Raw genomic sequence first — 24,162 nt, forward strand, 5'->3', positions numbered from 1 at the left:
CCCCGTACGCGAGCTATGGGTCATGATCGAATCCAGCAACGCGGTCGAGATGACCGGCATCAAGAAGTCGTTCGGAGGGCTCCACGTCCTCCGCGGCGTCGACTTCGCGGTCAAGCAAGGAACGGTCCACGCGCTGATGGGTGAGAATGGCGCCGGAAAGTCGACGCTGCTCAAGATACTTCAGGGAATTCTGACGCCGACCGAAGGCTCGATAACCGTCTTCGGTCGGCAGATGAATAGCTTTCGTGCCGCTACATCCCGCGCCTCGGGTATCGGGATGATATTTCAGGAGCTCAGCCTGATCCCAAGTCTGACCGTAGCCCAGAACATCTTTCTGGCTCGAGAGCCGAGAAAATTTGGGTTTCTCGTGGACGATCGTACCGCGTGGGACCGATCGAGAGTGATCATGTCCGAACTGGGCATGGATGTCGATCCGGCGACACCTGTTCAGAAGCTCAGCACTGGCCAGATGCAAATGGTCGAGATCGCGAAAGCGATCTCGCAAGACGCTCGCATCCTTATTTTGGATGAACCGACATCCGCGCTGACCGGCGTTGAGGTCGAGCGTCTCTTTTCTCTCCTCAAACGCCTGTCCGCGGATGGGGCCGCGATCGTCTACGTGTCGCATCGAATGGACGAGATATTCGAGATCGCCGAGGAAGTGACCATCCTCAGGGATGGTCGGAACGTCGCGACCGCCCCAGTTCGGCAGTTGGAAATCCAGGACGTCGTCGAGCATATGATCGGCAAGCGGGTTGGAAGTTTCAGCTGGCGGCCGCGTTTGGTCGACCGCACGCGTAGCCCGGCTCTCCAGGTCCGATCGGTATCCGGGCCGAATAAGCCGATAAACGCTTCTTTCGAAGTTCATTCCGGTGAAGTGCTCGGAATTGCAGGGCTGCTGGGTTCCGGCCGCAGCGAACTAGCTCGGGTCATGTTTGGTATTGATGCAATGACCTCGGGCGAAATTCGAGTAAAAGGCCAAGCTGTCAGAATTCGCAGTCCACGTGAAGCGATGGAAGCGGGAATCGCCCTCATACCTGAAAGCAGGGCTCGCGAAGGCCTGATCGCAGCGCACAGCATACGTACAAATCTCAGTCTGCCTCGACTAGGCGACCTCGCGCGAGGCCCGTTTCTTGACGGCACGAAGGAGACCGCTTCTGCGACTGGCTTGATTCAACGACTGCGTATTAAGGCAGCCTCCAGCTGGGTGCCGGTGCGAACACTCTCAGGCGGCAACCAGCAGAAGGTGGTGCTGGGCAAATGGTTAGCCATGAATCCGGAGATACTCATCCTGGACGAGCCCACGGCGGGCATCGACATCGGGAGCAAAACGGAAATCGTCGATCTGATCCGCGAACTTGCGGATGAGGGACGAGCCATCATCATCATTTCTTCCGAGCTCGCTGAACTTCTGGCGGTTAGCGATCGAGTGCTCATCATGAGCGACGGACGCATTGCCCGCGGGGTGTCCAGGGACGAGATTTCCGTGGCGGGAGGTGAGCCGACCGGAAGTGCAGACGAAGGGGTGCAGATCGCCAAGGCGGAGCACAACCTTCAAGTCCTTATCCAGGAGGTGCGGCTCAATGCTCCGACGTACTGATGGACGTAGAACTGCAGCGACGACGCATCAAGGCCCGTTGGCCATGGTCAGAGGCGCTTCCATTGTCTCGGACTGGCGACAATACGTCGTCTATATTGGGTTTACGCTGATTTTCGTGATATTCGCGATTACGCTGAGTGATCGCGGCTTCCTGTCGGCCAACAATCTGCTCAACATCGCACGACAAACCGCGATCATCGCGATCATGGCGATGGCCATGACCTTCGTGTTGTGCGCCGGCGAGATCGATTTGTCGGTTGGGGCCATTGCAGGTTTGGCTTCCGTGACCTCAGGCCTCGCTCTTAGCCGGTACGGGCTTGCCCCTGCCATTGCGGCCGGACTCTGTACCGGTCTCCTTGTGGGAGCAGTGAATGGAAGCTTGACCGCCTGGATCGGCATTCCCTCGTTTCTGGTCACGTTGGGTATGATGGGCTTTGCCCGTGGGCTTGGCATGTGGATGAGCGGAACATCTCCCGTGCCGGTGATCGATGACACCTTCATCGCCATTTTCGGATCGGGGAATATCGGCCCGGTCCCCATCCTTGTATTGTGGGTCGTGATCCTCGGCGCGCTGGCTCATACGGCACTGCGAAAGACGCCCTTCGGACGAAAGATCTTGGCCACCGGTGGTGGTGAGACCGCAGCGCGCTACAGCGGCATCAAGACAAGAACCGTCAAGTTTCAGGCGCTTCTGATGACTGCCACGGCGGCTTCCATCGCAGGTATGCTTTACGCGGGACGACTGCACTCGGGGCGCTTCCAGTTGGGAGAGGGCGATGAATTGTCGGTTATCGCCGCCGTCGTTCTTGGTGGCACCAGCTTGTTCGGCGGAGCCGGAACGGTCATTGGATCAATCGTGGGGGCGTTGCTGATCGGCGTTATCAACAATGGTCTTATTCTGCTTGGGCTGGATTTTAGCCAGCAGCTCATGGCGCGCGGCGTTCTCATAATTCTGGCGGTGGCCTTGGGCCGCAGCGAGCGCGCGTGACTGAGTAGAAACTTCAAAAAAAAGGACTATCGCATGACCTTGGTCATCGTTACTGGTGGAAGCGGCAAGCTCGGCCGAGCTTGCATAAAGGATCTCTTGGATCACGGCTACAACGTGGTCAATGCGGATGTCGCACCTCCTGCGGTGGAACTTTGTCCTTTTGTGCAGGTCAATCTCACGGATCTCGACCGCACGATAGAGCTGCTTTCCGGCATGGAATGGTATCACAATCGAGGGGTGGACGCAGTTGTTCACCTCGCTGCCGTTCCAATGCCCGGAGTTGTGGCTATCAGCGAGGTTTTCGGTATCAATACGGCCAGTACCTATAATGTCTTTGAGGCCGCGCGCCGCCTTGGCATACGCAATGTGGTCTGGGCTTCAAGCGAGACCTTGCTCGGTCTGCCATACAAGGATCCGCCGCCATATCTTCCAGTCGACGAAGACTATCCTGCGAGGCCCGAAACGGCTTACTCGCTATCCAAAGCGGTCGGCGAAGAAATTGCGCGTCAGTTTTGCCGATGGGATCCTCTGCTGAAGATTGCGTGCCTGCGATTTTCGAACGTGATGGATCCTGCCGAATACGGGCAATTTCCCTCCTTCGATCCGGAAGATCGAAAGTTCAATCTATTCGGTTACATCGATGCACGTGATGGGGCTCAGGCGGTTCGGCTATCGCTGGAGGCAGATATCAAGGGAGCAGAAGTCTTCGTAATTGCCAATGCCGACACGGTATCGCCGACACCCAGTCTGGAGCTCGCGCAGCAATATTTTCCAGGCGTACCATTCAAGAGGAAAATCAGCGGACATGAGACGCTGCTCTCCATAGACAAGGCTCGTCAAGTGCTCGGTTATTCGCCGAAGCATAGCTGGCGGCCGGCTTAAAAATAAGGGTAGACAAGAACTTCCCGTTCAAAAAGGCGGGGAGCCGCTTTTGATTGAGATGAAATGGAGTCACCTATCCTTTCGACCATTTCGTTTGCAGCCTTGTGATGGCACGCCGTAGCCTTCCGACTCCGGCCTCAACTAACGAACCGCGTTCAATGGGAGGAGTAAATGGAGTCGAGAAAGACTCGTTCGCAAATGAGGCGCCGGGACCTCGTCAAGGGAGCTGCCTTGGTGGGCGGTGCGGCGTTGACCGAGGTGGCCGCTACGCGCAGCAAAGCCAAGGAACCGAAGTCCGATAAGCAGGTTCCGTCGTATTATCGATTTGCGTTAGGGGAAGCACAGGTCACTGTCGTATCGGACGGACCGCTGCCCCTTGGAGACCCGAGCGAAAGCTTCCTGGGTGTGCCGAAGGAGGAAATCGTGCGGATGCTCGACAAGAGCTTCCTTCCGACAAAGGAAGTCGTGCTCGAGCAGAATGCGCCTGTTGTCAATTTTGGAAACAAGCTGGTCCTGTTTGACACCGGAATGGGATCACTCAAGCAGTTCGGGCCCACCACAGGGCGTCTGAAGAGCAGCCTCGCCGCTGCCGCAATTGCTCTTGAGGACATCGACGCGGTCGTCTGTTCGCACGCGCACTGGGATCACATCGGTGGTATCTGGGGGGACGATGACAAGCCGACGTTCCCGAACGCACAGATCTATATCAGCGAGACCGACTACGACTATTGGACTGACAAGAGCAAGCTCGGCGGCGACCTCGATGGTCTGGTCAGGGCGGCGATCCATAACCTGCAGCCCGTGCGCGATCGCATCGTTTTCTTCAAGGACGGCGAGCAGATTTTGCCGGGTGTTCATGCGATTGCATCGCCCGGTCACACACTCGGTCATCACTGCTTCATGATCGAGTCGGCGGGGAAGTCGTTTTGCTATGTCGGGGATCTGACGCACCATCCCGTGCTGCTTTTTGAAAAACCTCGAATGGAGTTTCTGTTCGACACGGATTCCAAGCTGTCGGTCAAATCACGTGTGAGAGTGCTGGATATGTTGGCCGCGAATAGGACTCCGCTGATGGCATATCACTTCCCTTGGCCAGGCCTTGGCCACGTAGGGAAGGATGGTGACGGCTTCCGCTATTATCCGGAGCCAATGCACATATCGTCTCTTTAGCTTGCGGGGCAGGTCAAGTCGGGCACTGCTAGACATTGACCGGACCTGTCAGCGGTGTTCAGCCGCCAATGTAATGGCGGCCTGACAAGTTGGTCGGTGACACCGACCAAACAGGCGCGCAAGCGCTCCTCCCGAGACTGGCCCGGCCCTAGAGGTCGGGCTCTTTTTTAGAGCGAGTATTGAAATGACCGATCGACGCCTTCTTCTTCGCGCCGTTCTAGATGCTGCGATCGCCGCCGCCCATCCCAACGTCATACTGGTGCCTCATCTTCCAGCGGCTCCGAAGGGCCGTTTGATCTGTCTCGCAGCCGGCAAAGGGGCCGCCGCCATGGCCGCAGCGGCCGAGCGGCACTACCTGGATGTGTTCAAGTTTGATCCGGATCGACTGATCGGCATTGCGACGACCCGGCACGGTCATCGCGTGCCGACGAGATGCGTCGAGGTCGTTGAGGCCGGCCATCCGATGCCGGACGAGTCAGGACGGGAGAGTACGGAAAGAACGCTGCGACTCGCCCAAAGTGCCCGCGAGGAAGACTTGGTCTTGGTGTTGCTGTCCGGTGGCGGCTCCGCCAACTGGATCGCACCTGTTGACGGAATTACTTTCGCCCAGAAGCAGCAACTGACGCGTTCGTTGTTGCGCTCCGGCGCACGGATCGACGAGATCAACATTGTCCGCAAACACCTGTCGCGTATCAAAGGTGGACGCCTTGCGCGTGCCAGCAGGCGGGCTGAGGTCGTCGCGCTTGCAATTTCCGACGTGCCATTCGACGATCCGTCCTCAATTGCGTCCGGACCGACCGTACCGGATCAGACGACGCTCGCGGACGCGCGAGCGGTAATCGAGAAATACGACCTCCAGCCAGATGATGCGATTCGTCAAGCCCTCGGTGATCCGCAAAACGAGAGTTGTAAGCCTAATGATCCGTGTTTCGCCAGGACGCGCCTGGACCTAATTGCAAGGCCACGCGACGCGCTGGCGGCAGCGATTGTTGCCGCAAGAAAAGTTGGCTACGAGATCATCGATCTCGGGGCTGATCTTGAAGGTGAGGCGCGTGATGTCGCGGCCAATCATGCGTACCTGGCGCTGCAAGCTCGGTTGGAACGAAGGCGTGTCGCCATAGTGTCGGGTGGGGAGCTAACGGTCACCGTTCGCGGCAATGGGCGTGGCGGACCTAATCAGGAGTATGCACTCGCCTTAGCCCTCGGGCTCAACGGCGAGAGTGGCATCGCAGCTCTTGCTGCAGATACCGATGGTGCAGATGGCGGCAGCGGCGCCGCGTCAGATCCTGCTGGGGCCATCATTGACGAGCGGACCCTTAGTAGGGCCAAATCGCGAGGCCTCGACGCTCGGTCATATCTAAGCAACAATGATGCAAGCGCGTTTTTCGCAGAGACCGGTGATCTGCTGCAGACGGGTCCAACGTTGACGAATGTCAACGACCTGCGGGTAATCCTGGTGGAGTAGCCGCTGCCGTCGCCTGGCCCATTCGGAGCGGAACGGCATGCGATCACCCGCGCGTGCGATGTGCCCTTACGTCTCAGTCTCGCGTAGAGCCTGCGACATCCATTTCCGGAATGTGGCGATCTTCGGTACGTTGGTGCGAGAGCGGCGGTAGACCAGGCTGTGACACAGCATACGTGCTCCATTCGGTCCGAAAGGCATGACCAGGCGACCGCTCTCGAGCTCGCGCTGGACTAGCAGTCGGCTCTCCAAACAAACACCGAGACCGTCAACGGCGGTGCTGATGGCCATGAAGGAGCGGTCAAAACGAGGGCCGCGCTCTAGATCCAGCTCGAGCTTTGCGTCGTCCGCCCAGTGCTTCCATCGGTAGAGGTTGACCTCGGAGTGGATCAAGACGTGCTTCTTTATGTCAGCCGGCGTCCGAATCCGCGATGCGCCTTTCATGAGCTTGGGTGAGCACAATACGACGATCGTCTCGAGCGGAAACGAGTCAACACCCAAGTAAGCTGCAGGCACGAAGGTGCCGTATCGAATATCGATGTCGACGGCATCGCCTCCGAGATCGGCAGCGTCGCCCGACGCATTCAATCTCAAATCGATTTCCGGATTGAGCGCGCCGAATCTGGAGAGCCGTGGCATCAACCACTGGCTCGCAAAACTCGGGACCGAATGTATCGTCAAAATGTCGCTTTTGCCTTTTCGCGCGACAGTCTGGCTTGCGGCTTCAATACGCCCGAGCGCCTCGGATACTTCGTCCGCATACTTTCGACCGACGTCGGTCAGCATGACGGCGCGGTTGATTCGATGAAAGAGCTGTACGCCCAAAGTGGTTTCCAGTGATCTGATCTGGTGACTCACGGCGGAGGGCGTCACCCTTAATTCGTCCGCGGCGCGAAGGAAGGAGCCAAGACGCGCGGCGGCTTCGAAAATCTGAATGGCGCGCAAGTGGAGCAGGTGGGTCATGGTTCACATGAATATAGATCATCTAACTTGGACTTTAATTCCTTTGTTGGTGCCGAGCAAGGTTACTAGGCTCAAGCGATAGAGAATGCGGACAGACAACCGCAAGACCCGGAGGTACGTCCACTGTGCTCTCATTGCGAGAGCCCTCCGATCCTTCTTGCTTGGTCAGCGCTCCTTCGCGAAGGCGAGGGAGGCCGCGTGCTCGAAAGTACGAGGGGACACCATCGCGATATGAGCATGACGCGAGATAGCAAGAGCACGGAACTATCCAAGGCAATCAACATCGGCTTCATCGGCCTCGGATCCATGGGCTCAAGGATGGCCGCGCATCTCTGCGCTCGCGGCTATCGAGTGAGGGGATACGATGTCAGAGCTGAAGCTCGCGCCGGATTTGAAAAAGAGGGAGGTATCTGGGCCGATGCGGCTAAGGATACCGCGCTGGGCGCTGATTTTCTAGTGCTCATGGTGGTGAACGTTGCCCAGGCAGAGCAACTGCTGTTTGAGGCGGGTGTTCTTGACGCTCTGCCAAAAGAGAGCGGCGTTGTGCTCATGGCGACCTGTCCAGCGGCGGATGTTGAAAGAATATCAAAAGCGGTCACCAAAGCCGGCCGCTGCTTCGTCGACGCTCCCGTGTCCGGAGGTGTCGCGGGTGCCGCCTCAGCTACGCTCACCATCATGACGGCTTGCGCGAACGAAACGTTTTCTCGGGTAGAGCCACTTCTTCAGGCAATGGGAGACAAGGTGCATCATGTCGGGCCGAGTCCTGGGCAGGGGGCACTGGTAAAGACAATCAACCAGCTTCTGTGCGGCGTGCATCTGGCGGCAGCTGCAGAGGCGGTCTCGCTAGGTGCGCAGGCAGACATAGATCCGCAGATCCTGATCAACATCTTCTCTGAATCTTCAGCGTCCAGCTGGATGCTGCGCGACAGGGGCTCCCGCATGATCGCGGGCGAACCTCAGGTGACCAGTGCTATTGATATCTTCGTCAAGGACCTCGGAATCGTCTTGGATGCCGGTCAGCGTCTGAAAGCGCCGACCCCACTCGCGTCGATCGCACAGCAGATGTTTTTGGCCGTTTCGGGCCAAGGCTTTGGCCAGGTCGACGACAGTCAGGTCGTAAGAGCGTATCGCGCAATGACCGGTGTATCGGGAAGGTGAGACGATGCGCCACCCAAACAGTCATTTCGCTGATCTGAGCGACGTTTCGCTGCATTACTTAGTCGCAGGCAAAGGCGATCCGGTGGTTCTGCTGCACGGGATCCCTCAATCATCGCATGAATGGCGATTCGTCATGCCACGGCTCGCTGAGCGATACTTCGTGATCGCTCCCGACCTTCGTGGGCTGGGAGACTCGACCCGTCCGCAATCGGGATACGACAAAAAGACCGTAGCCGAGGACATCTGGCAGCTTGTCAACGGCCACTTGGGAATGGAACGATTTCATCTTGTCGGGCAGGACTGGGGCGGGCCGGTCGCGTTCTCGCTCGCTGCACATCACCCAGAGGCGGTGTCGAAGCTCGCGATTCTGGACGTGACGATTCCGGGCGATGGCGGAGAGATGTCGCAGGGCGGGCGGCGATGGCATCACCCCTTCTATCGCACTCCGGATCTTCCCGAGGCACTCTGCGGCGGACGTGAAGAGCTAGTGCTGAACTGGTTCTTCGAGAACTACGGCCATCGCGCCAATTGCCTCTCGGAGGACGACAAGCAGGAATATTACCGGACCTACAAGAAGCTCGGGGCGTTCCGAGCAATGTTCGGCTACTACCGGGCCTTGGCGCAGGACGTCGCGGACAATCAGGCGATATTGGCATCGCAAGGCAAGCTCAAGATGCCAGTTTTGGCGCTGGGCGGCGAGCAGGCATTCGGACGCGGGCTCGAAACCATCGAGTCGCTAAAGCGTGTCGCTGAAAATGTGCGGGGCGGCACGATCCCGGGCAGTGGACATTGGGTGGCCGAAGAGGCTCCGGAATTTATCTCTGAGGCGTTGTTGAGCTTCTTTGCAGAGAAGGAATAGGCGTAGGCGTTCGCTGCGCAGAAATCGGCCAAAGAAAATGCCAGTGGAGGAGGAGACGATGAGAAGGTTGTCGCGACGTGGCGTGCTGCACGGGGGAGTTGGTATTGCACTTGGTCTTGCATATCCCTCGATTGTCAGGGCCGAGCCGCAGTTCAAGTTGAAGTTCGCCAATATCATGCCGAAGGATCATCCGCTCAACGCGCGGATGACGGAGGCGGCCGAGGCGATCCTGAAGCTGACCGACGGACGTGTCGCAATAGAGGTCTTCCCGAACAGTCAGCTTGGCACCGACGCAGATATGCTGAGCCAGCTGCGGTCGGGTGCGATCGAGTTCTTCGCATCGTCGGGCCTGATTGTAGCCACCCTGGTGCCGGTCGCAGCGATCACCGGAATCGGATTTGCCTTCGCGGACTATTCTCAGGTCTGGAACGCCGTCGACGGTCCTCTTGGAAAACACATCATCGCGAGCTTCGCCAAGTCGAACATCGTTGCCTTCGAGAAGATGTGGGACAACGGCTTTCGGCAAACGACATCGGCCAAGAGCCCGATCAAAACGCCCGATGATCTAAAGGGCTTCAAGATCAGGGTGCCGCCGAGTCCGTTGTGGACGTCGCTTTTCAAATCCCTCGGCGCGTCGCCGACCTCGATTCCGTGGGGCGAGACTTATTCCGCTCTCCAGACCAAGGTGGCCGACGGCCTCGAAAATCCGTTGGCCGGAATTTACTTCGCCAAGATGTACGAAGTCCAGAAGTACCTCTCCGAAACGAACCACATGTGGGACGGCTTCTGGTTCCTAGCAAACAAGCGGGCGTTTGAGGGTATCCCTGCCCCGGACCGCGATGTCATCGTCAAGACGGTCAACGAGGCTGCGGTCAAGCAGCGCGCCGACGTCGCGGCTCTCAATAACTCGCTCCAGGGCGAATTGAGCACCAAGGGCCTGGAGTTCGTCAAGGTCGATACGGCCGCGTTCCGCTCCAAGCTGCAGCAGTCAGGCTTCTACGGCGAATGGAAGGGCAAGTACGGGGATGAAGCCTGGTCTCTTCTCGAGGCAGCCAGCGGCAAGCTGAGCTGAGGCACGATGGCGGTGAGTGACGAACCAATGATGATCGGCGTCCGACCGGGTCTTGGCCCAAGGCTAATAGCTTGGCTGATATCTCTCACCGAGCTGTTCGCTGGCGCCGTCGTTGCGGTCGAAGTCGGAGTGCTGTCGATCGGCGTGATTGCCCGGTACGTCTTTCAAGCGCCGATCGTCTGGACGGACGAACTCGCTCAGATCCTGTTCGTCTGGCTGTCCATGCTCGGCTCCGCCATCGCGCTGCACCGCGGCCAGCACATGCGCATGACAGCGCTTGTCGATCGGTTCGGCCTTTCGGCGCGGGCAAACTGTGAAACAGTGGCGTTGTTGGCTTGCGTCGCCTTCATTGCCCTCATGCTCTGGCCGGCGATCGACTACGCGCATGAGGAGTCGTTTGTGATTACTCCGGCGCTGGAGTTGCCGGGATCGATGCGCGCAGCGGCGCTGCCTGTGGGCCTCGTCCTCATGGTCGTGTTCGCGCTCGCAAAGGTGGGTTCGATTGCACGACCTCGGCTGGTGACCGCCTTTTGCCTTGTGGCCGGCATTACTGCGTTCGCGTTGTTGTCTCGCGGCTTCTTCCTGGGCCTTGGAAACCTCAACCTCGTGCTGTTCTTCGTGGGCCTGGTCGGCGCGGCCGTGTTTCTCGGCGTGCCGATCGCATTTGCGTTCGGGATGGCCGCTCTTGGGTACATCGGACTTGCAACGAATTCGCCTGTGCTGACGATCGCCGGGCGGATGGACGAGGGCATGTCGCACCTCATCTTGCTCGCCGTTCCGCTCTTCGTGTTCCTCGGCTACTTGATGGAACTCACAGGGATGGCGAAAGCGATGGTCGACTTCCTCGCAGCGCTGCTCGGGCATGTTAGGGGCGGTTTGAGCTACGTTCTGATCGGTGCCATGTACCTCGTGTCCGGCATCTCTGGTTCGAAAACCGCAGACATGGCCGCGGTAGCGCCCTCGCTGCTTCCGGAAATGAGGAAGCGTGGACAAAGGAGCGGGGAACTCGTCGCATTGCTCGCCGCGACCGGCGCCCAAACCGAGACCATCCCACCCAGCCTCGTGTTGATTACGATCGGCTCAGTAACCAGCGTGTCGATCGCGGCGCTCTTTACCGGGGGCTTGGTACCGGCGGTCGTCCTCGGTTTCTTCCTGGCGATGGTCGTTTGGTGGAGGAACAGGCGAGAGGATCTCTCTCACATCTCGAAGCCGCCGCGGCGGGATGTTCTCCGCGCGCTTTTCTTCGCGTTCCCGGCGCTCGCGCTTCCGTTCATCATCAGAGCGGCGGTCGTCGAGGGCGTGGCCACGGCCACGGAAGTCTCGACAATCGGCATCGCATACTCGGTCCTCGTCGGAATGTTGATCTATCGCCGGTGCGACTGGTCGAAATTTCCAAAGATGCTGATCGACACGGCCGCGCTGTCGGGCGCCATTCTGTTCATCATCGGTGCCGCGACAACGGTCGCCTGGTGTTTGACGCAGTCGGGGTTTTCGCGCGATCTCGCAAAGGTCATGGCCTCGCTTCCCGGCGGCGGCCCAACCTTCATGGCTGTGTCGATCCTGATGTTTATCGTCCTGGGGAGCGTGCTGGAGGGAATACCGGCGCTCGTGCTTTTCGCTCCTCTTATGTTCCCAATCGCGAAGGCTGTCGGCCTTCACGAGGTGCACTATGCGATGGTAATCATCCTGGCGATGGGTATGGGACTCTTCCTTCCTCCATTCGGCGTCGGTTATTACGCAGCTTGCGCGATCGGTCGCGCCGATCCAGCGGAAGGCATTCGCCCCTTGATGAGATACATGCTGGCGCTGCTTGCCGGCCTCGTCGTGGTCGCGTGCATTCCCTGGCTCTCGATCGGCTTTCTCTAGCGTTTCAGCCTCGAACGATCTGATCGGACGGAAGAAACAATCACAGACGTGAACAGACAAGGGTTAAACATGACTATCGTGCCGCGAACTCCCGTATCTCGAGATCAAGACCTGGATCGGGCGATGGCCAATGCAATCAGGATGCTGTCTCTCGACGCCATCGAGAATGCCAGCGACGGTCATCCTGGTGCACCGCTTGGTTGTTCCGAGATCGCCACCGTCCTGTTCACGCGCCATCTCAAGTTCAACCCCGCCGATCCGACCTGGATCGATCGCGACAGGTTTATCCTGAGCAACGGTCATGGATCGATGTTGCTCTATTCGTTGCTGTACCTGAGCGGATATGAGGCGATCGACATCGAGCAGATCAAGCGCTTTCGTACGCTCGGATCCATCTGTCATGGTCATCCGGAATATGCCGTCGAGCACGGTATTGAAGTCACCACCGGGCCGCTGGGGCAGGGATTCGCCAATGGCGTGGGTATGGCCATCGCCGAAGAATATCTGCGCCAGATGCTCGGCTCCGATCTGCTCGATCACTTCACTTACGTCATCGCGGGTGACGGTTGCTTGATGGAAGGGGTCGCCCAGGAAGCGCTTGCACTGGCTGGCCATCTTCGTCTCGGAAAACTTGTCGTTCTCTGGGACGACAATTCGATGACCGACGACGGCAGCACGGACCTGTCGACCAGCGAAGATATTCGGACGCGCTTCCGGGCGGCGGGTTGGCAGGTCTTGGATGCGAACGGACACGATTTCGAATCGATCGACGTCGCGATTGCGCACGCGAAATCCGATCCGAGGCCCAGCCTCATTGCATGCGCGACGGTGATCGGGCGCGGGTTCCCGCGGCTCGAGGGAAAGCGGGGCGCGCATGGCGGGCGCGTTTTCAAGGAGGATACGCAAGCCGCTCGCGAACGCCTTGGCTGGACCAGTCCGCCCTTTGTTGTCCCTTCAGAGGTCCTGAACGGCTGGCGGAGCCTGGTCAGCGCGCGCAATACAGAACGATACGATACCTGGAAATCGCGGGTCTGCGAACTCGCCCCTGAGCGACGCGCGCTTTTGGAACGCCTGGCGCGACGCAAGATGCCCGCGGACTGGCAGGCTCCCTTGCGACAATACAAGAAGTTCGCGCTTTCCTTGCCGGCCCAACCATCGATCCTGTCCTCCGGAGAGGCGGTGGCGACGTTGTTCGACGTATTTCCGGAATTGCTCAGCGGCGCGCCGGATCTCGAGGGGCCGACCTGTCACAAACGAGACCTGCAGGCGTTCACGGCGACTGAACGCAGTGGGCGCTTTGTGCATTATGGCGTCCGCGAACACGCGATGGGATCGATCATGAACGGGATGGCCGCTCACGGCGGAATCATGCCGATCGGGGCGACCTATCTCGCCTTCTCCGATTACTTGCGGCCCGCCATCAGGATGGCAGCCCTAATGGGGTTGCCCGTCGTCTTTATCAACAGTCACGATTCCATCGGTATTGGACAGAACGGCCCGACGCATCAGCCGGTTGAATTCCTGGCCTCACTAAGGGCTATCCCCAATATTCTGGTGCTCCGTCCCGCGGATGCCGTCGAGGTCGCGGAGTGTTGGGAGATGGCGCTGTCGCGGCGCGACGGCCCGTCGTCCTTCATCCTGTCCCGCCAAGCTCTCCGGCCGGCGCGGACGACGCACTCGAACGAGAATCTGAGCGCGCGCGGTGGCTATGTTCTGGCCGAAGCGACAGGCGGGGCACGACGGGTTACGCTGCTGGCGACCGGCTCTGAGGTCGCCGTCGCGCTGGACGCAAAGGGACTTCTCGAGAAGCAGAATATTCCGACCGCTGTGGTATCGATGCCTTGCTGGGAGGCATTCGAGCAGCAAGAAGAGAGTTATCGACAAAGCGTTCTTGGAGAGAACGTGCTGCGCGTAGGCATTGAGGCCGCCGTCCGGCTCGGGTGGGAGCGCTATATCGGAGACGCCGGCATCTTTGTCGGCATGTCAGGCTTTGGAGCCTCGGGGCCGGGCGAGGAACTGTTCCGCCATTTCGGGATTACGGCTGAGAACATTGTGACCAAGGTCCTGCAACGTCTTGAGTCCAGCAAGCAATCGTGAGGGCCGATCCGGCCCTCAGTTGAGCGCGACGCGGACGGCCGGGAAACGAGGCCAGCGCACGATCGCGCCGGGCGAGGTTTGCGCGGCGATCCTCAGTTTGCCCCGTCTTTGGTCCTTCTGCTGCATGCAGGCTATCTGTCGATCTACTGACCGGCAGCCCGGGAGGGCGCCTTTAGGTCGCATTCGTCCGACGGGTCAGGGTCGGTCGAGTCGCGTGGTCGATGCGGGCGAGGCTTGACAGAAATAATGCATACATTAATAAATTCAAAGACGCGTTTGGCGGATTTGGGACCCTGGCCGCAGCTGAGGGAGCCGGTGATGAAGAGTTCGATCCAGAGAGTGAAGGCGATCGTGTTCGATACGTTCGGCACGGTGGTGGACTGGCGTGGAAGTATCATTCGCGACCTCTCGGCGTGGGGAGAATCCGAAGGAGTCAAGGCGGATTGGGCCGCCGTGGCCGACAAGTGGCGGGGGCGGTACGAACCCGAGAAGGATCGGGTCAGGACCGGGGAAATCGCCTGGACCAATCTCGACGAGCTCCACGCTCATGCCCTTGATCAGGTGCTGGCTGAACTTGATCTGGAGGTCCTGTCAGCGGAGCAGCGCCGGCACATCAACCGCGTGTGGCACAGGCTTGAAGGCTGGCCCGATGCGGTCGAGGGGCTCATCCGTATCAAGCGCCGCTACGTCATCGGCCCATTGTCGAACGGCAATGTTGCGTTGCTCGTCAATATGGCGAAGCATGCCGGACTGCCGTGGGACAACGTCTTCTCTTGCGAGCTGTTTCGGCACTACAAGCCACATCCCGAGACCTATCTCGGCGTGTGCCGGCTCATGTATCTCGATCCGGCGGAGGTCATGATGTGCGCGGCGCACAATGGCGACCTCGCTGCTGCCCGTGCGGCTGGCCTGAAAACGGCCTTCATCCCGCGTCCGACCGAGCATGGTCCGGGCCAGAAGACCGATCTCGAGCCGACGCAGGATTGGGACGTCGTGGCCAACGACATTATCCAGCTTGCCGAGCGCGTCGGCGCCTAGATACACGCCAGTCTGCGGGCTCAGTTGAGAACAGGATAGAGCGCAATGCAAGCCTACAAGATGTTCATCGGCGGCGAATGGGTCGAGGCGGTCGGCGGCGAACGCTTCGAGTCTCTCAATCCCTTCACGGGCAAGGCCTGGGCAACGATCCCACGGGGAAAGCCTGCGGATGTCGACCGGGCCGTGGCGGCGGCCGAGGCGGCATTCAGAACGGGGCCCTGGCCAAAGCTGACGGCGACCGAGCGTGGACATCTGCTCCGACGCCTCGGCGATCTCGTCGCCGAACACGCCGAGCAACTCGCCCGAACCGAGGTGACGGACAACGGCAAGCTCATCAACGAGATGGCGTTCCAGCTGAAGTACATTCCGCAGTGGTATTACTATTTCGGCGGCCTCGCGGATAAGGTCCAGGGCGCTGTCATCCCGATCGACAAGCCGCAGACATTCAATTTCACGCGGCAGGAGGCTCTCGGCGTATGTGTCGGCATCACCGCCTGGAATTCGCCGCTTCTGCTTCTCGCCTACAAGCTCGCGCCGGCGCTCGCCGCGGGAAACACCTTCGTCGCAAAACCGTCTGAGTTCACGTCCGCCTCAACGCTGGAGTTCGCGAAGCTCGTGGACAAGGCCGGCTTTCCGCCGGGCGTTTTCAACGTGGTTACCGGGTTTGGAGCTGAGATCGGCGATGCCCTGATCTCGCATGCCTGTGTTGCAAAGATTGCTTTCACCGGGAGCGAAGCCACCGGGCGCCGAATCGGCGAACTGGCCGCGCGCAGCTTCAAGAAGGTGACGCTCGAACTCGGCGGCAAGTCGCCTCACATCGTGTTCGACGATGCCGAGATCGACAACGCGGTCAAAGGCGTCATCTCGGGGATTTTCGCCGCTACCGGACAGACATGCATCGCCGGTTCACGTCTCCTCGTTCATCGGAGCATCCACGACCAGTTCGTGGAGCGCGTCGTCGCGTTTGCCGGACGGGCCAAGAAGGGCGATCCGCTGCTGGCCAGCACGCAAGTCGGTCCCGTCACGACGCCGCCTCAATATCGAAAGATTCTCGATTACATCGATGTCGCGAAGAGCGAGGGCGCGACTTGCGTGCTGGGTGGTGGGCCGGCGACCGGGCCCGACATTGGAGAGGGCGGATGCTTCGTCGAACCGACGATATTCACCGGTGTGCACAACCGGATGCGCATTGCCCAGGAAGAGGTCTTCGGTCCCGTTCTTGCATGCATTCCTTTCGACGACGACGAGGAAGCGGTCGCAATCGCGAACGACACGACGTTCGGCCTTGCTGCGGGATTCTGGACGCAGGACATTCGAAGGATACTTCGGGTTTCGGAACGACTTCAGGCCGGTACGGTGTGGGTCAACACCTATCGGGTGATCAGCTACCTCTCGCCTCTCGGAGGTTACAAGCATTCGGGCATCGGCCGGGAGAATGGACTGGATTCGATCCAGAACTATCTCCAGACCAAGAGCATTATGATTGGGACCGCGGAAGACGTGGTGGATCCCTTCGTGATGCGCTGACAGGCGTTGCGCCGCTCTCACCCGGCCTGATTGTTTGGCGGCTGTCGACCTCGGATCATGTCGGCAGCCTTTTCTGCGATCATAAGCGTCGTGGCGTACGTGTTCGCAGACGGCATCGTCGGCATAATCGAGGCGTCAACGATCCGCAGGCCGTCAAGCCCGTGGACCCGAAGCTCGTTGTCCACGACGGCATCCGGATCGGTTGCCGCTCCCATGCGCGCAGTTCCGATGAGATGGTAGCAGGTGGTCCCGTTCCGATAGCTGTAGTCGAGCAGTTCGTCGTCGGTGGTCACTTCAGGGCCGGGCAGGGTCTCGTTCTGGAGATACTGCGCGAGTTCGGGCGTCGACAGGAGGCGGCGGACCAGGCGAAGGCCGCCGATCGTGGCACGCCGATCCTGCGGGTCGCCGAGATAATTCGGCTGAACGACCGGGTCCTCGAAGACGTCCGTGGAGCGGGCGCGCACATATCCCGTGCTTTGCGGGCGATGCGGCCAGGCGCCGGCCGACACGCCGGGATAGTCGTCCAGCACATAGACGGCGCCTTGCTTGTAGGAGCCGGGCGTGAACACGCATTGGAGGTCCGGCGCATCGAGGCCTTCGAATGATTTCCAAAACACATGAACTTGCGACGGGGACGTCGCCAGGATGTTGGGCAAGCCGACGGCCCAGCGGGCGATCTGTCCTCCAAGACGTAGCCCGCGCGACAGTTCGTTCAATGTGACGACGTCGGGCCGGGCTTTCATGACAATCCGCACCGCATAGTGGTCGCGAAAGTTTGCTCCTACTCCGTTCAACTCATGTCTCAAGGGGACACCCAAGGACGCAAGCGCGGGCGCTGGGCCGATGCCGGAAACCTGGAGCAGCCGTGCGGTATTGACGGTCCCGGTCGACAGGATGACTTCGCGTCTCGCGCGAACTTCGTTTGGCGCGTCGCCGCGTCGACGCAGATACCGCACCGCCACTGCGCGACGCTGATCGAGCACAATTTCGCTCGCGCGAACGTCGGTGCGGAGCTCCAGGTTTGACCGCGACAGGGCGGGCTTCAGGAATGCGCGCGCGCTGCTGACCCTCCAGCCCCGGTCGATCGTGCGCTGGAAGTATCCCACGCCCGCCTGATGACCGTTGTTATAGTCCGCGCTTTGCGGAATGCCGGCGTTGATGCACCCGCGAATGAAGGCCTCTGAGACGGGGTGAAGCCAGTCCATTCGAGTGACCGGAATTGCTTCGCCTTGCTCGGGCCCCTCCTCGACATCCAACCGCCGCACCGAGCGACGAAAGTAGGGGAGGACGTCGTTCCAAGCCCACCCCCGGTTGCCCCGCTGAGCCCATCCATCGAAGTCAGCCGGTTGTCCGCGATTGTAGACCATTCCGTTGATGGACGAGCCGCCGCCCAACGTGCGGCCCTGCGTTGTTGCGATCGATCGGCCGCCGGTTTGCTTGGTCGGATCGGTCTTGAATTGCCAGGTGCAGGTCGGATCGAACAGCGTCTTGATGAAACCGGCGGGCAAGTGGATGAAGGGGTTGCGATCGGGCGGCCCCGCCTCGAGCAGGCAAACCGTGGTGACGCCATCTGCCGTAAGCCGGTTCGCGAGGACGCATCCAGCGGCGCCGGCGCCAACGATCACGTAGTCGAATTCCTCGCTCATCGATCCATTCCCAGGCGAGTTTCCCGTCGTAGGCCCACGGTTTTCCCGACGGGGACCAAAACAGCTTGATTTCCAGCCTTACATTTGCAACGATCGCATTAATGCATGCATTAATGAATGCTGTAAAGAAGGAGGGGCCATGGGTGAGGAAACGGGGCGATCAAAGGCCGGGAGCGATGATGCTCTCTACCGGAAAGTCACGCTTTATGTGATGCCGCTGCTGATCACGTGTTACACGGTGTCGTATCTCGACCGGATCAACATCAGTTTTGCCAAGCCCCATATGATGGGCGATCTCGGATTGAACGAAGCCGTCTACGGGCTCGGCGCGGGACTCTTCTTCCTCGGATATGCGGCATCGGAAATCCCCAGTAATCTGTTGATGCACCATTTCGGCCCCCGGCGATGGCTGAGCCGCATCCTGATGACCTGGGGCCTCATCTCGATGGGGATGATGCTGGTTTGGTCCGAATATTCCTTCTATATCTTCCGCATCGCGCTGGGGATCGGAGAAGCCGGTCTATTTCCTGGTGTCATCTTCTACCTGATGCGATGGTATCCGACCGAGCGTCGCGCCACGGTCACGTCGCTCTTCTACCTCGCTGCACCTCTTGCCGGCATCTTCGGCGCGCCGATTTCCGGTCTAATCATCGCCCACATGCACGGAACTGCGTCACTCGCCGGCTGGCAGTGGATGTTCTTGCTAGAGGGTCTCCCGGCCGTCCTGCTGGCATTCGTGGTCTGGTTCAAGCTAAGCGACACCATCGAGGATGCCTCTTGGTTGTCTTCGTCGGAACAGGTGCGCCTTCGCGCCAACATCGATGCTGAGAACGTCAGGAAGCCCGAGATGGGCATCCTTGACGTCTTCAAGAACGTCGACGTGCTTCTGCTCGCTGCAATTCTCTTCGGGATCGTGCTCGCCCAATCGGGAATTTTCTTCTACCTCCCGTCCTTGATTAAGGGGACAGGGGTTACGGACACCGTCCAGCTCGGCATCTATTCGGCGGTGCCTTACGCCGGAGCGGTGATCGTGATGCTCGCGGTAGGTCGTAACTCCGATCGGAAGCGCGAGCGCTTCCTGCACTTCGTCGGAAGCTGCCTGTTCGGCGTTGCCGGCTTCCTGATCAGCGTCTGGTTCAAGCACAACCTCGTTCTGGTCCTGATCGGGCTGAGCATGGCGTTGGGCGGAGTCATGGCAGTGCTGCCGGTGTTCTGGAGTCTGCCGACGGCTGCGCTCAAGGATGTTTCGGCCGCCGCCGGAATCGCCTTCATCAATTCGATCGGATTGACGGCCGGCTTCTTCGCGCCCTTCATCATCGGCTTTCTCACGCAATCGACGTCCACGCTGGACCTGGGCATCTACTGTGTGGCCGGAATCTGGACGGCGTGCGTGGCCGTTTCGGTGGTCTACTTCACCCGGCAAAAGTCCCGCAGCGCGCCTGCGGCAGTTGGGGCCTCTGCCGGTGCGGTTCGTTGAATCGAGGGCAAACAAACGGCAGCGCTATCCGCGGACAGCGCTGCCAGGTGCGAAGTGCCAACTGATTGGCGGCTCAGGGCAGTTTCGAGAGCAGGTCGGTGAGGAGCCGTCCCGCACGTTCGCGGTGCTCCTGGTGCAGGCGCATGGCGGCTTCAGCGTCGCCCTTGGCGATCGCCCGCACCAGGGCGGCATGCTCCCGGTTCGACTGCGTCGGCTTGGGGCGAAGGCGCAGCGTCAGCAGACGCGCACGATGCGCCTGCGACCAGAACTGATCGACGGTTTGAATGATGCGTCGGTTGCCGCAACTGTTGATCAGTGTCCGATGGAACGACTCGTCCGCTTGGGCCCACGCCTCCAAGTCGTCCCGATCTAACGCGTCGTCCATGTTGGCGACGGCCATGTTGAGAGAGACCAAAGCCTCGTTGGCGATTCCACGCCTCGCGACGAGCCCGGCGGCGGTCGCTTCCAGGCTCGTGAGCACCTCGTAAATCTCGCGCATGTCGTCCGCCGACACCGGAAGGACGCGCATGCCGTGGCGCGCGCGGATTTCGACGATGCCTTCGGCGCGGAGCCTCACCATCGCCTCCCGGACAGGGGTCCGGCTCATGCCAAGCCGGGCCGCAGCCTCAAGTTCGAGAACGAAGCTGCCGGGGGCGATCGCGCCGCTCAATATCAGCTCGCGCAGCCGGGCATAGGCGATATCTGCTTGATTGGGTTTGCCGCTCGGGGACGCAACGGGAGCAAGGCGAGCCCGTGTCGGCACCTTTCGGGGCACAGCCTTGAGGTCTGGCGACTTTTTTCGAGGCTTGGTTGTCATTGCGGTCAGTTCTTCTCTCCCTGGTCTTACCACTATCGGCGTGAGCAACCAATTCCATCGCGACCATCCTTCGGAGGCGATCGACCCCGGTTCGGTTGGGAACGATCCCAGCCAAATTCGACGCTCGCCGAAACCTAGCCCTGGCCCGGGTCGAATGAGAAGGGGAGGCCCGCCGCTTGCTCCAAAAACTCGTGGATGAGGACGGTGCCTGCTGATCGCCCCTCGACCAGACGGGATAAGGATCCGGCTTCAACCTTGCAGCTTTCGTCAGATCGGATTAGTGTGCAAGTAATGCATACGTTATTGAACGCGACAATGACGCTGTTTGTGTACGATGGCGATGTGATCCGCAGCCTGAGCAGAACCCACTTGGAGATGCAGCGTGACAGTCTCTTCCAACGAACTTGATATTGCGGTCCTGCCCGGCGACGGCATCGGGAGGGAAGTCATGGCCGCCTGCCTCGAGCTTCTCGCTGCGGTGGAGGCCAAGACCCCCGGCGCGCTGATGCGAACGACGACCTGGAAGGCTGGGGCACAATATTATGCCGAGAGCGGTGAATCGCTCCCGGACGCTGCCCTCGAGGCTTGCCGCCGGGCCGATGCAGTTCTGTTCGGCGCCATGGGGTGGCCGGACATTCGGCATTCCGACGGTACGGAAATCATTCCCCAGCTCGATCTCCGCATGGCGCTGGATCTCTACGCCGGGGTCCGGCCGATCCGTTGGTTTCCGGGCCTCCCGCGGATCCTGTCAGACGAGCGCGTCCGTGACATCGATTTCGTCTTGGTCCGGGAGCAGACGGAGGGGCTTTTCCACGCGCGGGGCAGTGGCAAAGTCGTCGGTGACGATGAAGTTTACGACACGATGTGCATCACCAGGAGCGGAACCGCGCGCGTGAGCGATTTTGCCTTCCGGCTGGCGCAACGTCGCCAATCAAGGCGCGGCCAGGCGCGAGTGACCTGTGTCGACAAAGCGAACGTGTTCACCTCCATGGCGTTCTTTCGCAAGATCTTCGATGAGGTCGCGGCGACACATCCGACTATCGGAGCCGACCACGCCTATGTCGACGCCATGGCGCTTACGATGGTGAAAAAGCCATGGACACTCGACGTCATGGTCACCGAGAACATGTTCGGGGACATTCTGTCCGATCTCGCCGCGGGACTCGTGGGTGGAATGGGCATGGCTCCGTCAGCCGACGTCGGCGATAAGCATGCCCTGTTCCAGCCTGCGCATGGTACAGCCCCTGACATTGCCGGACAGGGAAAATCGAACCCGTGTGCAATGTTCCTCTCAGCCGCGATGATGCTTGATTGGCTCGCGGAGAAGCATAGCGAGCCTCAGCTGGAGGTTCGTGCTCGTCTGATTGAAGCGTCAGTACAAATGGCGCTTTCTTCCGGGGCGGTGCCGATCGAGCTGGGCGGCATGGCGGGATGCGCGGCGGTGACGCGTGAAACCATTGCAGCGCTTCCGCAAGCGATGAAGGCGGTGGCGTGATGGGCGAGTTCGTCGTGACCGTGACCTTTTCGATCAAGGCGGGGCACACGGTGGAGTTTCGCGAGGCGATGCTGGCGAACGCCGCCGATTCGATCGCACTCGAACCAGGGTGTCGGCTCTTTGATGTCTGCGAAGCAGCCGACGGCGCCGAGATATTCCTTTATGAGATCTATGACGATCGAGCGGCATTTGACGCGCATTTGGCGACTGAGCATTTTCGTCGTTTCGACAGGCTGGTTGCGCCCTGGGTGATCGACAAGCGGGTCGCGACATACGTGCGGCTTGGGGTCACGACAAAGTCGCACAAATTCGCTGATTAGCGATCAGGGAGCTCTGGGATCTTGGGGGATGTCATGAACTCCGATCAGCTGAGATTGCTGTTTCCGGACGCCGGTGACGCAGGCCTGCGCGAATTTGCGATCGCGCCGATCGAGCAGCGTCGCGTCCTCGTCGGTGGTGAAATCCGCGATTGGGCAGGGCCAACCAAGGATGTGCTCTCGCCGGTGATGGTTCGTGACGACAACGGTCGTTTGACGCAGGTGCGGCTCGGTAGCCATCCGTTCGGAAGTGTGGAGCCGGCGCTGGTGGCTCTCGATGCCGCGGTGGCCGCATACGACAACGGTCGCGGCGTTTGGCCGACAATGCGCGCCTCCGGCCGCATCGCCGCGATGCAAAAATTCCTGGCCCGCATGAGCGCGCGCCGCGCGGAGATCGCCCGTCTCATCATGTGGGAGATCGGCAAGACCCTGAGCGAGTCCGAAAAGGAGTTCGACCGCACGATCGACTATATCAGGCAAACCATCGAGGCGCTGCGAAACCTCGACAACGCGAACTCCCAGTTCGAAATCGTGGACGGAACGGTCGGCCTCATCCGCCGTACACCGCTCGGGGTCGTGCTGTGCATGGGTCCCTACAACTATCCGCTCAACGAAACCTTCGCGACACTGATTCCGGCCCTGATCATGGGCAATTCGGTCGTGTTCAAGCCGCCGCTCAACGGAGTGCTCCTGCTCGAGCCGCTGCTCAGTGCCTTTTGCGAGGCGTTTCCCCCGGGGGTCATCAACTTCGCCTATGGTGAGGGCGCTGAGATTGTCCCAGCACTTCTCAGCACCGGCAAAGTCAACGTCTTGACCCTTATCGGCTCAAGCCGTGTGGCAGACCACCTCAAGAAGGTGCACCCGAAGACTAATCGTCTGCGTGCGGTGTTAGGGCTCGACGCCAAGAACGCGGCCATCATCATGCCTGACGCTGACATCGCGCTTGCCGCGCGTGAATGCCTGGCGGGGGCTCTCTCGTTCAACGGACAACGTTGCACCGCTCTGAAGATGCTGCTCGTCCATCGAGACGTTGCAGGGGCGTTCATCGCGGAATTCCTGCTGCTTCTCGGTGATCTGAAGATCGGAATGCCGTGGACGCCCGGCGTCAGCTTGACCCCCTTGCCCAGCACGGCGAAGGCCAGGCAAATGACCGAGCTTCTGGACGATGCCGTCGCCAACGGTGCCGAGGTTCTCAACGCCGGTGGCGGCACGGTTGAAGGCACCTTGTTCTATCCGGCGGTAGTATACCCGGTGACGTCGGCGATGCGGCTTTATCGCGAGGAGCAATTCGGTCCCCTGGTCCCGATCATGAGTTTCGCAGATCTTGACGTTGCGCTCGATTACGTTGCCACCTCCGAACACGGTCAGCAAGTGAGCCTGTTTGCCCGCGATCCCGACATGATCGGCCGCATGGCCGATTCGCTGGTCAATCAGGTGTGCCGGGTGAATATCAATTGTCAGTGTCAGCGTGGGCCCGATGTCTTCCCGTTCACCGGAAGGAAGGACTCGGCCGAAGGCACGCTGTCGGTCACCGATGCGCTGCGTTCGTTTTCAATACGTTCGATGGTCGCGACAAAATACACCCAACCAGCGCGCGAAATCCTCAATGCCATTGTCGACGGTCACCACTCGAACTTCATCCACACCGGCTTCATTCTCTGATCTTGAACAACTCCCGAGTGGTTCATAGCGCCATTGGGCTGAGTTCAGCCCCAATAGCACGAGGTG

The 24,162-nt window shown here is 60.0% G+C and carries 19 protein-coding genes; 16 read left to right on the forward strand and 3 right to left on the reverse strand.

Annotated elements, in window-relative coordinates; genetic code table 11:
• Positions 1–22: 22 nt before the first annotated feature.
• From GGD61_RS24455 to GGD61_RS24475, 5 genes are all read left to right on the forward strand, one after another.
• Positions 23–1,600, forward strand: a complete 1,578-nt coding sequence (locus tag GGD61_RS24455; protein ID WP_183231323.1) for a sugar ABC transporter ATP-binding protein — start codon at positions 23–25, stop codon at positions 1,598–1,600.
• A 43-nt stretch (positions 1,601–1,643) separates the two neighbouring features.
• Positions 1,644–2,588, forward strand: a complete 945-nt coding sequence (locus GGD61_RS24460; protein WP_183231381.1) for an ABC transporter permease — start codon at positions 1,644–1,646, stop codon at positions 2,586–2,588.
• 33 nt (positions 2,589–2,621) lie between these two features.
• On the forward strand, positions 2,622–3,470 hold the full coding sequence (locus GGD61_RS24465) for an NAD(P)-dependent oxidoreductase (RefSeq protein ID WP_183231324.1): 849 nt from the start codon (positions 2,622–2,624) through the stop codon (positions 3,468–3,470).
• 171 nt (positions 3,471–3,641) lie between these two features.
• Positions 3,642–4,640 (forward strand): MBL fold metallo-hydrolase, encoded by a 999-nt coding sequence (locus tag GGD61_RS24470; RefSeq protein ID WP_246786006.1) that lies wholly within the window; start codon positions 3,642–3,644, stop codon positions 4,638–4,640.
• Between the two features lie 184 nt (positions 4,641–4,824).
• Positions 4,825–6,105, forward strand: a complete 1,281-nt coding sequence (locus GGD61_RS24475; RefSeq protein ID WP_183231325.1) for a glycerate kinase — start codon at positions 4,825–4,827, stop codon at positions 6,103–6,105.
• A gap of 66 nt (positions 6,106–6,171) precedes the next feature.
• On the opposite strand, the gene gcvA is transcribed toward GGD61_RS24475, so the two are convergent.
• Positions 6,172–7,065 (reverse strand): transcriptional regulator GcvA, encoded by an 894-nt coding sequence (gcvA, locus tag GGD61_RS24480; RefSeq protein ID WP_128944062.1) that lies wholly within the window; start codon positions 7,063–7,065, stop codon positions 6,172–6,174.
• 237 nt (positions 7,066–7,302) lie between these two features.
• Here gcvA and GGD61_RS24485 point away from each other — a divergent pair, with 237 nt between their 5' ends.
• The 7 genes from GGD61_RS24485 (at position 7,303) to GGD61_RS24515 (ending at position 16,682) form a co-directional block, all read left to right on the forward strand.
• Positions 7,303–8,223: an NAD(P)-dependent oxidoreductase gene (locus GGD61_RS24485; RefSeq protein ID WP_183231326.1), complete on the forward strand. Its 921-nt coding sequence runs from the start codon at positions 7,303–7,305 to the stop codon at positions 8,221–8,223.
• Positions 8,224–8,227: 4 nt separating this feature from the next.
• Positions 8,228–9,082, forward strand: coding sequence for an alpha/beta fold hydrolase (locus tag GGD61_RS24490; RefSeq protein ID WP_183231327.1), 855 nt, complete (start codon positions 8,228–8,230; stop codon positions 9,080–9,082).
• A 58-nt stretch (positions 9,083–9,140) separates the two neighbouring features.
• A complete protein-coding gene (locus tag GGD61_RS24495) occupies positions 9,141–10,154 on the forward strand; it encodes a TRAP transporter substrate-binding protein (RefSeq protein WP_183231328.1) in 1,014 nt (337 codons plus the stop codon).
• 30 nt (positions 10,155–10,184) lie between these two features.
• Positions 10,185–12,020, forward strand: a complete 1,836-nt coding sequence (locus GGD61_RS24500; RefSeq protein WP_246786022.1) for a TRAP transporter large permease subunit — start codon at positions 10,185–10,187, stop codon at positions 12,018–12,020.
• 123 nt (positions 12,021–12,143) lie between these two features.
• Positions 12,144–14,117, forward strand: a complete 1,974-nt coding sequence (tkt, locus tag GGD61_RS24505; protein WP_312012731.1) for a transketolase — start codon at positions 12,144–12,146, stop codon at positions 14,115–14,117.
• A 318-nt stretch (positions 14,118–14,435) separates the two neighbouring features.
• Positions 14,436–15,155, forward strand: coding sequence for a haloacid dehalogenase type II (locus tag GGD61_RS24510; RefSeq protein WP_183231331.1), 720 nt, complete (start codon positions 14,436–14,438; stop codon positions 15,153–15,155).
• A gap of 45 nt (positions 15,156–15,200) precedes the next feature.
• Entirely contained in the window at positions 15,201–16,682 is a 1,482-nt protein-coding gene (locus tag GGD61_RS24515; protein ID WP_183231332.1) for an aldehyde dehydrogenase, read from the forward strand.
• A gap of 17 nt (positions 16,683–16,699) precedes the next feature.
• On the opposite strand, the gene GGD61_RS24520 is transcribed toward GGD61_RS24515, so the two are convergent.
• The gene (locus tag GGD61_RS24520) at positions 16,700–18,328 is read right to left on the reverse strand and encodes a GMC family oxidoreductase (protein ID WP_183231333.1); all 1,629 of its coding nucleotides are present in this window, start codon (positions 18,326–18,328) and stop codon (positions 16,700–16,702) included.
• Between the two features lie 139 nt (positions 18,329–18,467).
• Between GGD61_RS24520 and GGD61_RS24525 the strand changes: the two genes are divergently transcribed.
• Positions 18,468–19,805, forward strand: coding sequence for an MFS transporter (locus tag GGD61_RS24525; protein ID WP_183231334.1), 1,338 nt, complete (start codon positions 18,468–18,470; stop codon positions 19,803–19,805).
• A 73-nt stretch (positions 19,806–19,878) separates the two neighbouring features.
• Here GGD61_RS24525 and GGD61_RS24530 read toward each other — a convergent pair whose 3' ends face one another.
• The gene (locus tag GGD61_RS24530) at positions 19,879–20,622 is read right to left on the reverse strand and encodes a GntR family transcriptional regulator (RefSeq protein WP_183231335.1); all 744 of its coding nucleotides are present in this window, start codon (positions 20,620–20,622) and stop codon (positions 19,879–19,881) included.
• 382 nt (positions 20,623–21,004) lie between these two features.
• Here GGD61_RS24530 and GGD61_RS24535 point away from each other — a divergent pair, with 382 nt between their 5' ends.
• The 3 genes from GGD61_RS24535 to GGD61_RS24545 are packed head-to-tail and all read left to right on the forward strand — an operon-like array spanning position 21,005 to position 24,096.
• Positions 21,005–22,117, forward strand: a complete 1,113-nt coding sequence (locus GGD61_RS24535) for an isocitrate/isopropylmalate dehydrogenase family protein (RefSeq protein WP_183231336.1) — start codon at positions 21,005–21,007, stop codon at positions 22,115–22,117.
• Complete coding sequence (locus tag GGD61_RS24540) at positions 22,117–22,437, forward strand: putative quinol monooxygenase (RefSeq protein WP_183231337.1); 321 nt, start codon at positions 22,117–22,119, stop codon at positions 22,435–22,437. The genes GGD61_RS24535 and GGD61_RS24540 overlap by 1 nt, the downstream gene beginning before the upstream one ends.
• Positions 22,438–22,470: 33 nt before the next feature.
• Positions 22,471–24,096 (forward strand): NADP-dependent glyceraldehyde-3-phosphate dehydrogenase, encoded by a 1,626-nt coding sequence (locus tag GGD61_RS24545; protein WP_183231338.1) that lies wholly within the window; start codon positions 22,471–22,473, stop codon positions 24,094–24,096.
• Positions 24,097–24,162 lie beyond the last annotated feature (66 nt).

It is taken from the genome of Bradyrhizobium sp. SBR1B (assembly GCF_014198205.1).
Taxonomy (GTDB): Bacteria; Pseudomonadota; Alphaproteobacteria; order Rhizobiales; family Xanthobacteraceae; genus Bradyrhizobium.

Excerpts from the sequence above, each read along its gene's own strand:
- GGD61_RS24530 (WP_183231335.1), bottom strand. The coding sequence starts at position 20,622 with ATGACAACCAAGCCTCGAAAAAAGTCGCCAGACCTCAAGGCTGTGCCC.
- GGD61_RS24545 (WP_183231338.1), top strand. The coding sequence starts at position 22,471 with ATGAACTCCGATCAGCTGAGATTGCTGTTTCCGGACGCCGGTGACGCA.
- GGD61_RS24525 (WP_183231334.1), top strand. The coding sequence starts at position 18,468 with ATGGGTGAGGAAACGGGGCGATCAAAGGCCGGGAGCGATGATGCTCTC.
- GGD61_RS24495 (WP_183231328.1), top strand. The coding sequence starts at position 9,141 with ATGAGAAGGTTGTCGCGACGTGGCGTGCTGCACGGGGGAGTTGGTATT.
- GGD61_RS24455 (WP_183231323.1), top strand. The coding sequence starts at position 23 with ATGATCGAATCCAGCAACGCGGTCGAGATGACCGGCATCAAGAAGTCG.
- GGD61_RS24500 (WP_246786022.1), top strand. The coding sequence starts at position 10,185 with ATGATCGGCGTCCGACCGGGTCTTGGCCCAAGGCTAATAGCTTGGCTG.
- GGD61_RS24470 (WP_246786006.1), top strand. The coding sequence starts at position 3,642 with ATGGAGTCGAGAAAGACTCGTTCGCAAATGAGGCGCCGGGACCTCGTC.
- GGD61_RS24485 (WP_183231326.1), top strand. The coding sequence starts at position 7,303 with ATGACGCGAGATAGCAAGAGCACGGAACTATCCAAGGCAATCAACATC.
- GGD61_RS24515 (WP_183231332.1), top strand. The coding sequence starts at position 15,201 with ATGCAAGCCTACAAGATGTTCATCGGCGGCGAATGGGTCGAGGCGGTC.
- GGD61_RS24490 (WP_183231327.1), top strand. The coding sequence starts at position 8,228 with ATGCGCCACCCAAACAGTCATTTCGCTGATCTGAGCGACGTTTCGCTG.
- gcvA (WP_128944062.1), bottom strand. The coding sequence starts at position 7,065 with ATGACCCACCTGCTCCACTTGCGCGCCATTCAGATTTTCGAAGCCGCC.
- GGD61_RS24465 (WP_183231324.1), top strand. The coding sequence starts at position 2,622 with ATGACCTTGGTCATCGTTACTGGTGGAAGCGGCAAGCTCGGCCGAGCT.
- tkt (WP_312012731.1), top strand. The coding sequence starts at position 12,144 with ATGGCCAATGCAATCAGGATGCTGTCTCTCGACGCCATCGAGAATGCC.
- GGD61_RS24520 (WP_183231333.1), bottom strand. The coding sequence starts at position 18,328 with ATGAGCGAGGAATTCGACTACGTGATCGTTGGCGCCGGCGCCGCTGGA.
- GGD61_RS24540 (WP_183231337.1), top strand. The coding sequence starts at position 22,117 with ATGGGCGAGTTCGTCGTGACCGTGACCTTTTCGATCAAGGCGGGGCAC.
- GGD61_RS24460 (WP_183231381.1), top strand. The coding sequence starts at position 1,644 with ATGGTCAGAGGCGCTTCCATTGTCTCGGACTGGCGACAATACGTCGTC.
- GGD61_RS24510 (WP_183231331.1), top strand. The coding sequence starts at position 14,436 with ATGAAGAGTTCGATCCAGAGAGTGAAGGCGATCGTGTTCGATACGTTC.
- GGD61_RS24475 (WP_183231325.1), top strand. The coding sequence starts at position 4,825 with ATGACCGATCGACGCCTTCTTCTTCGCGCCGTTCTAGATGCTGCGATC.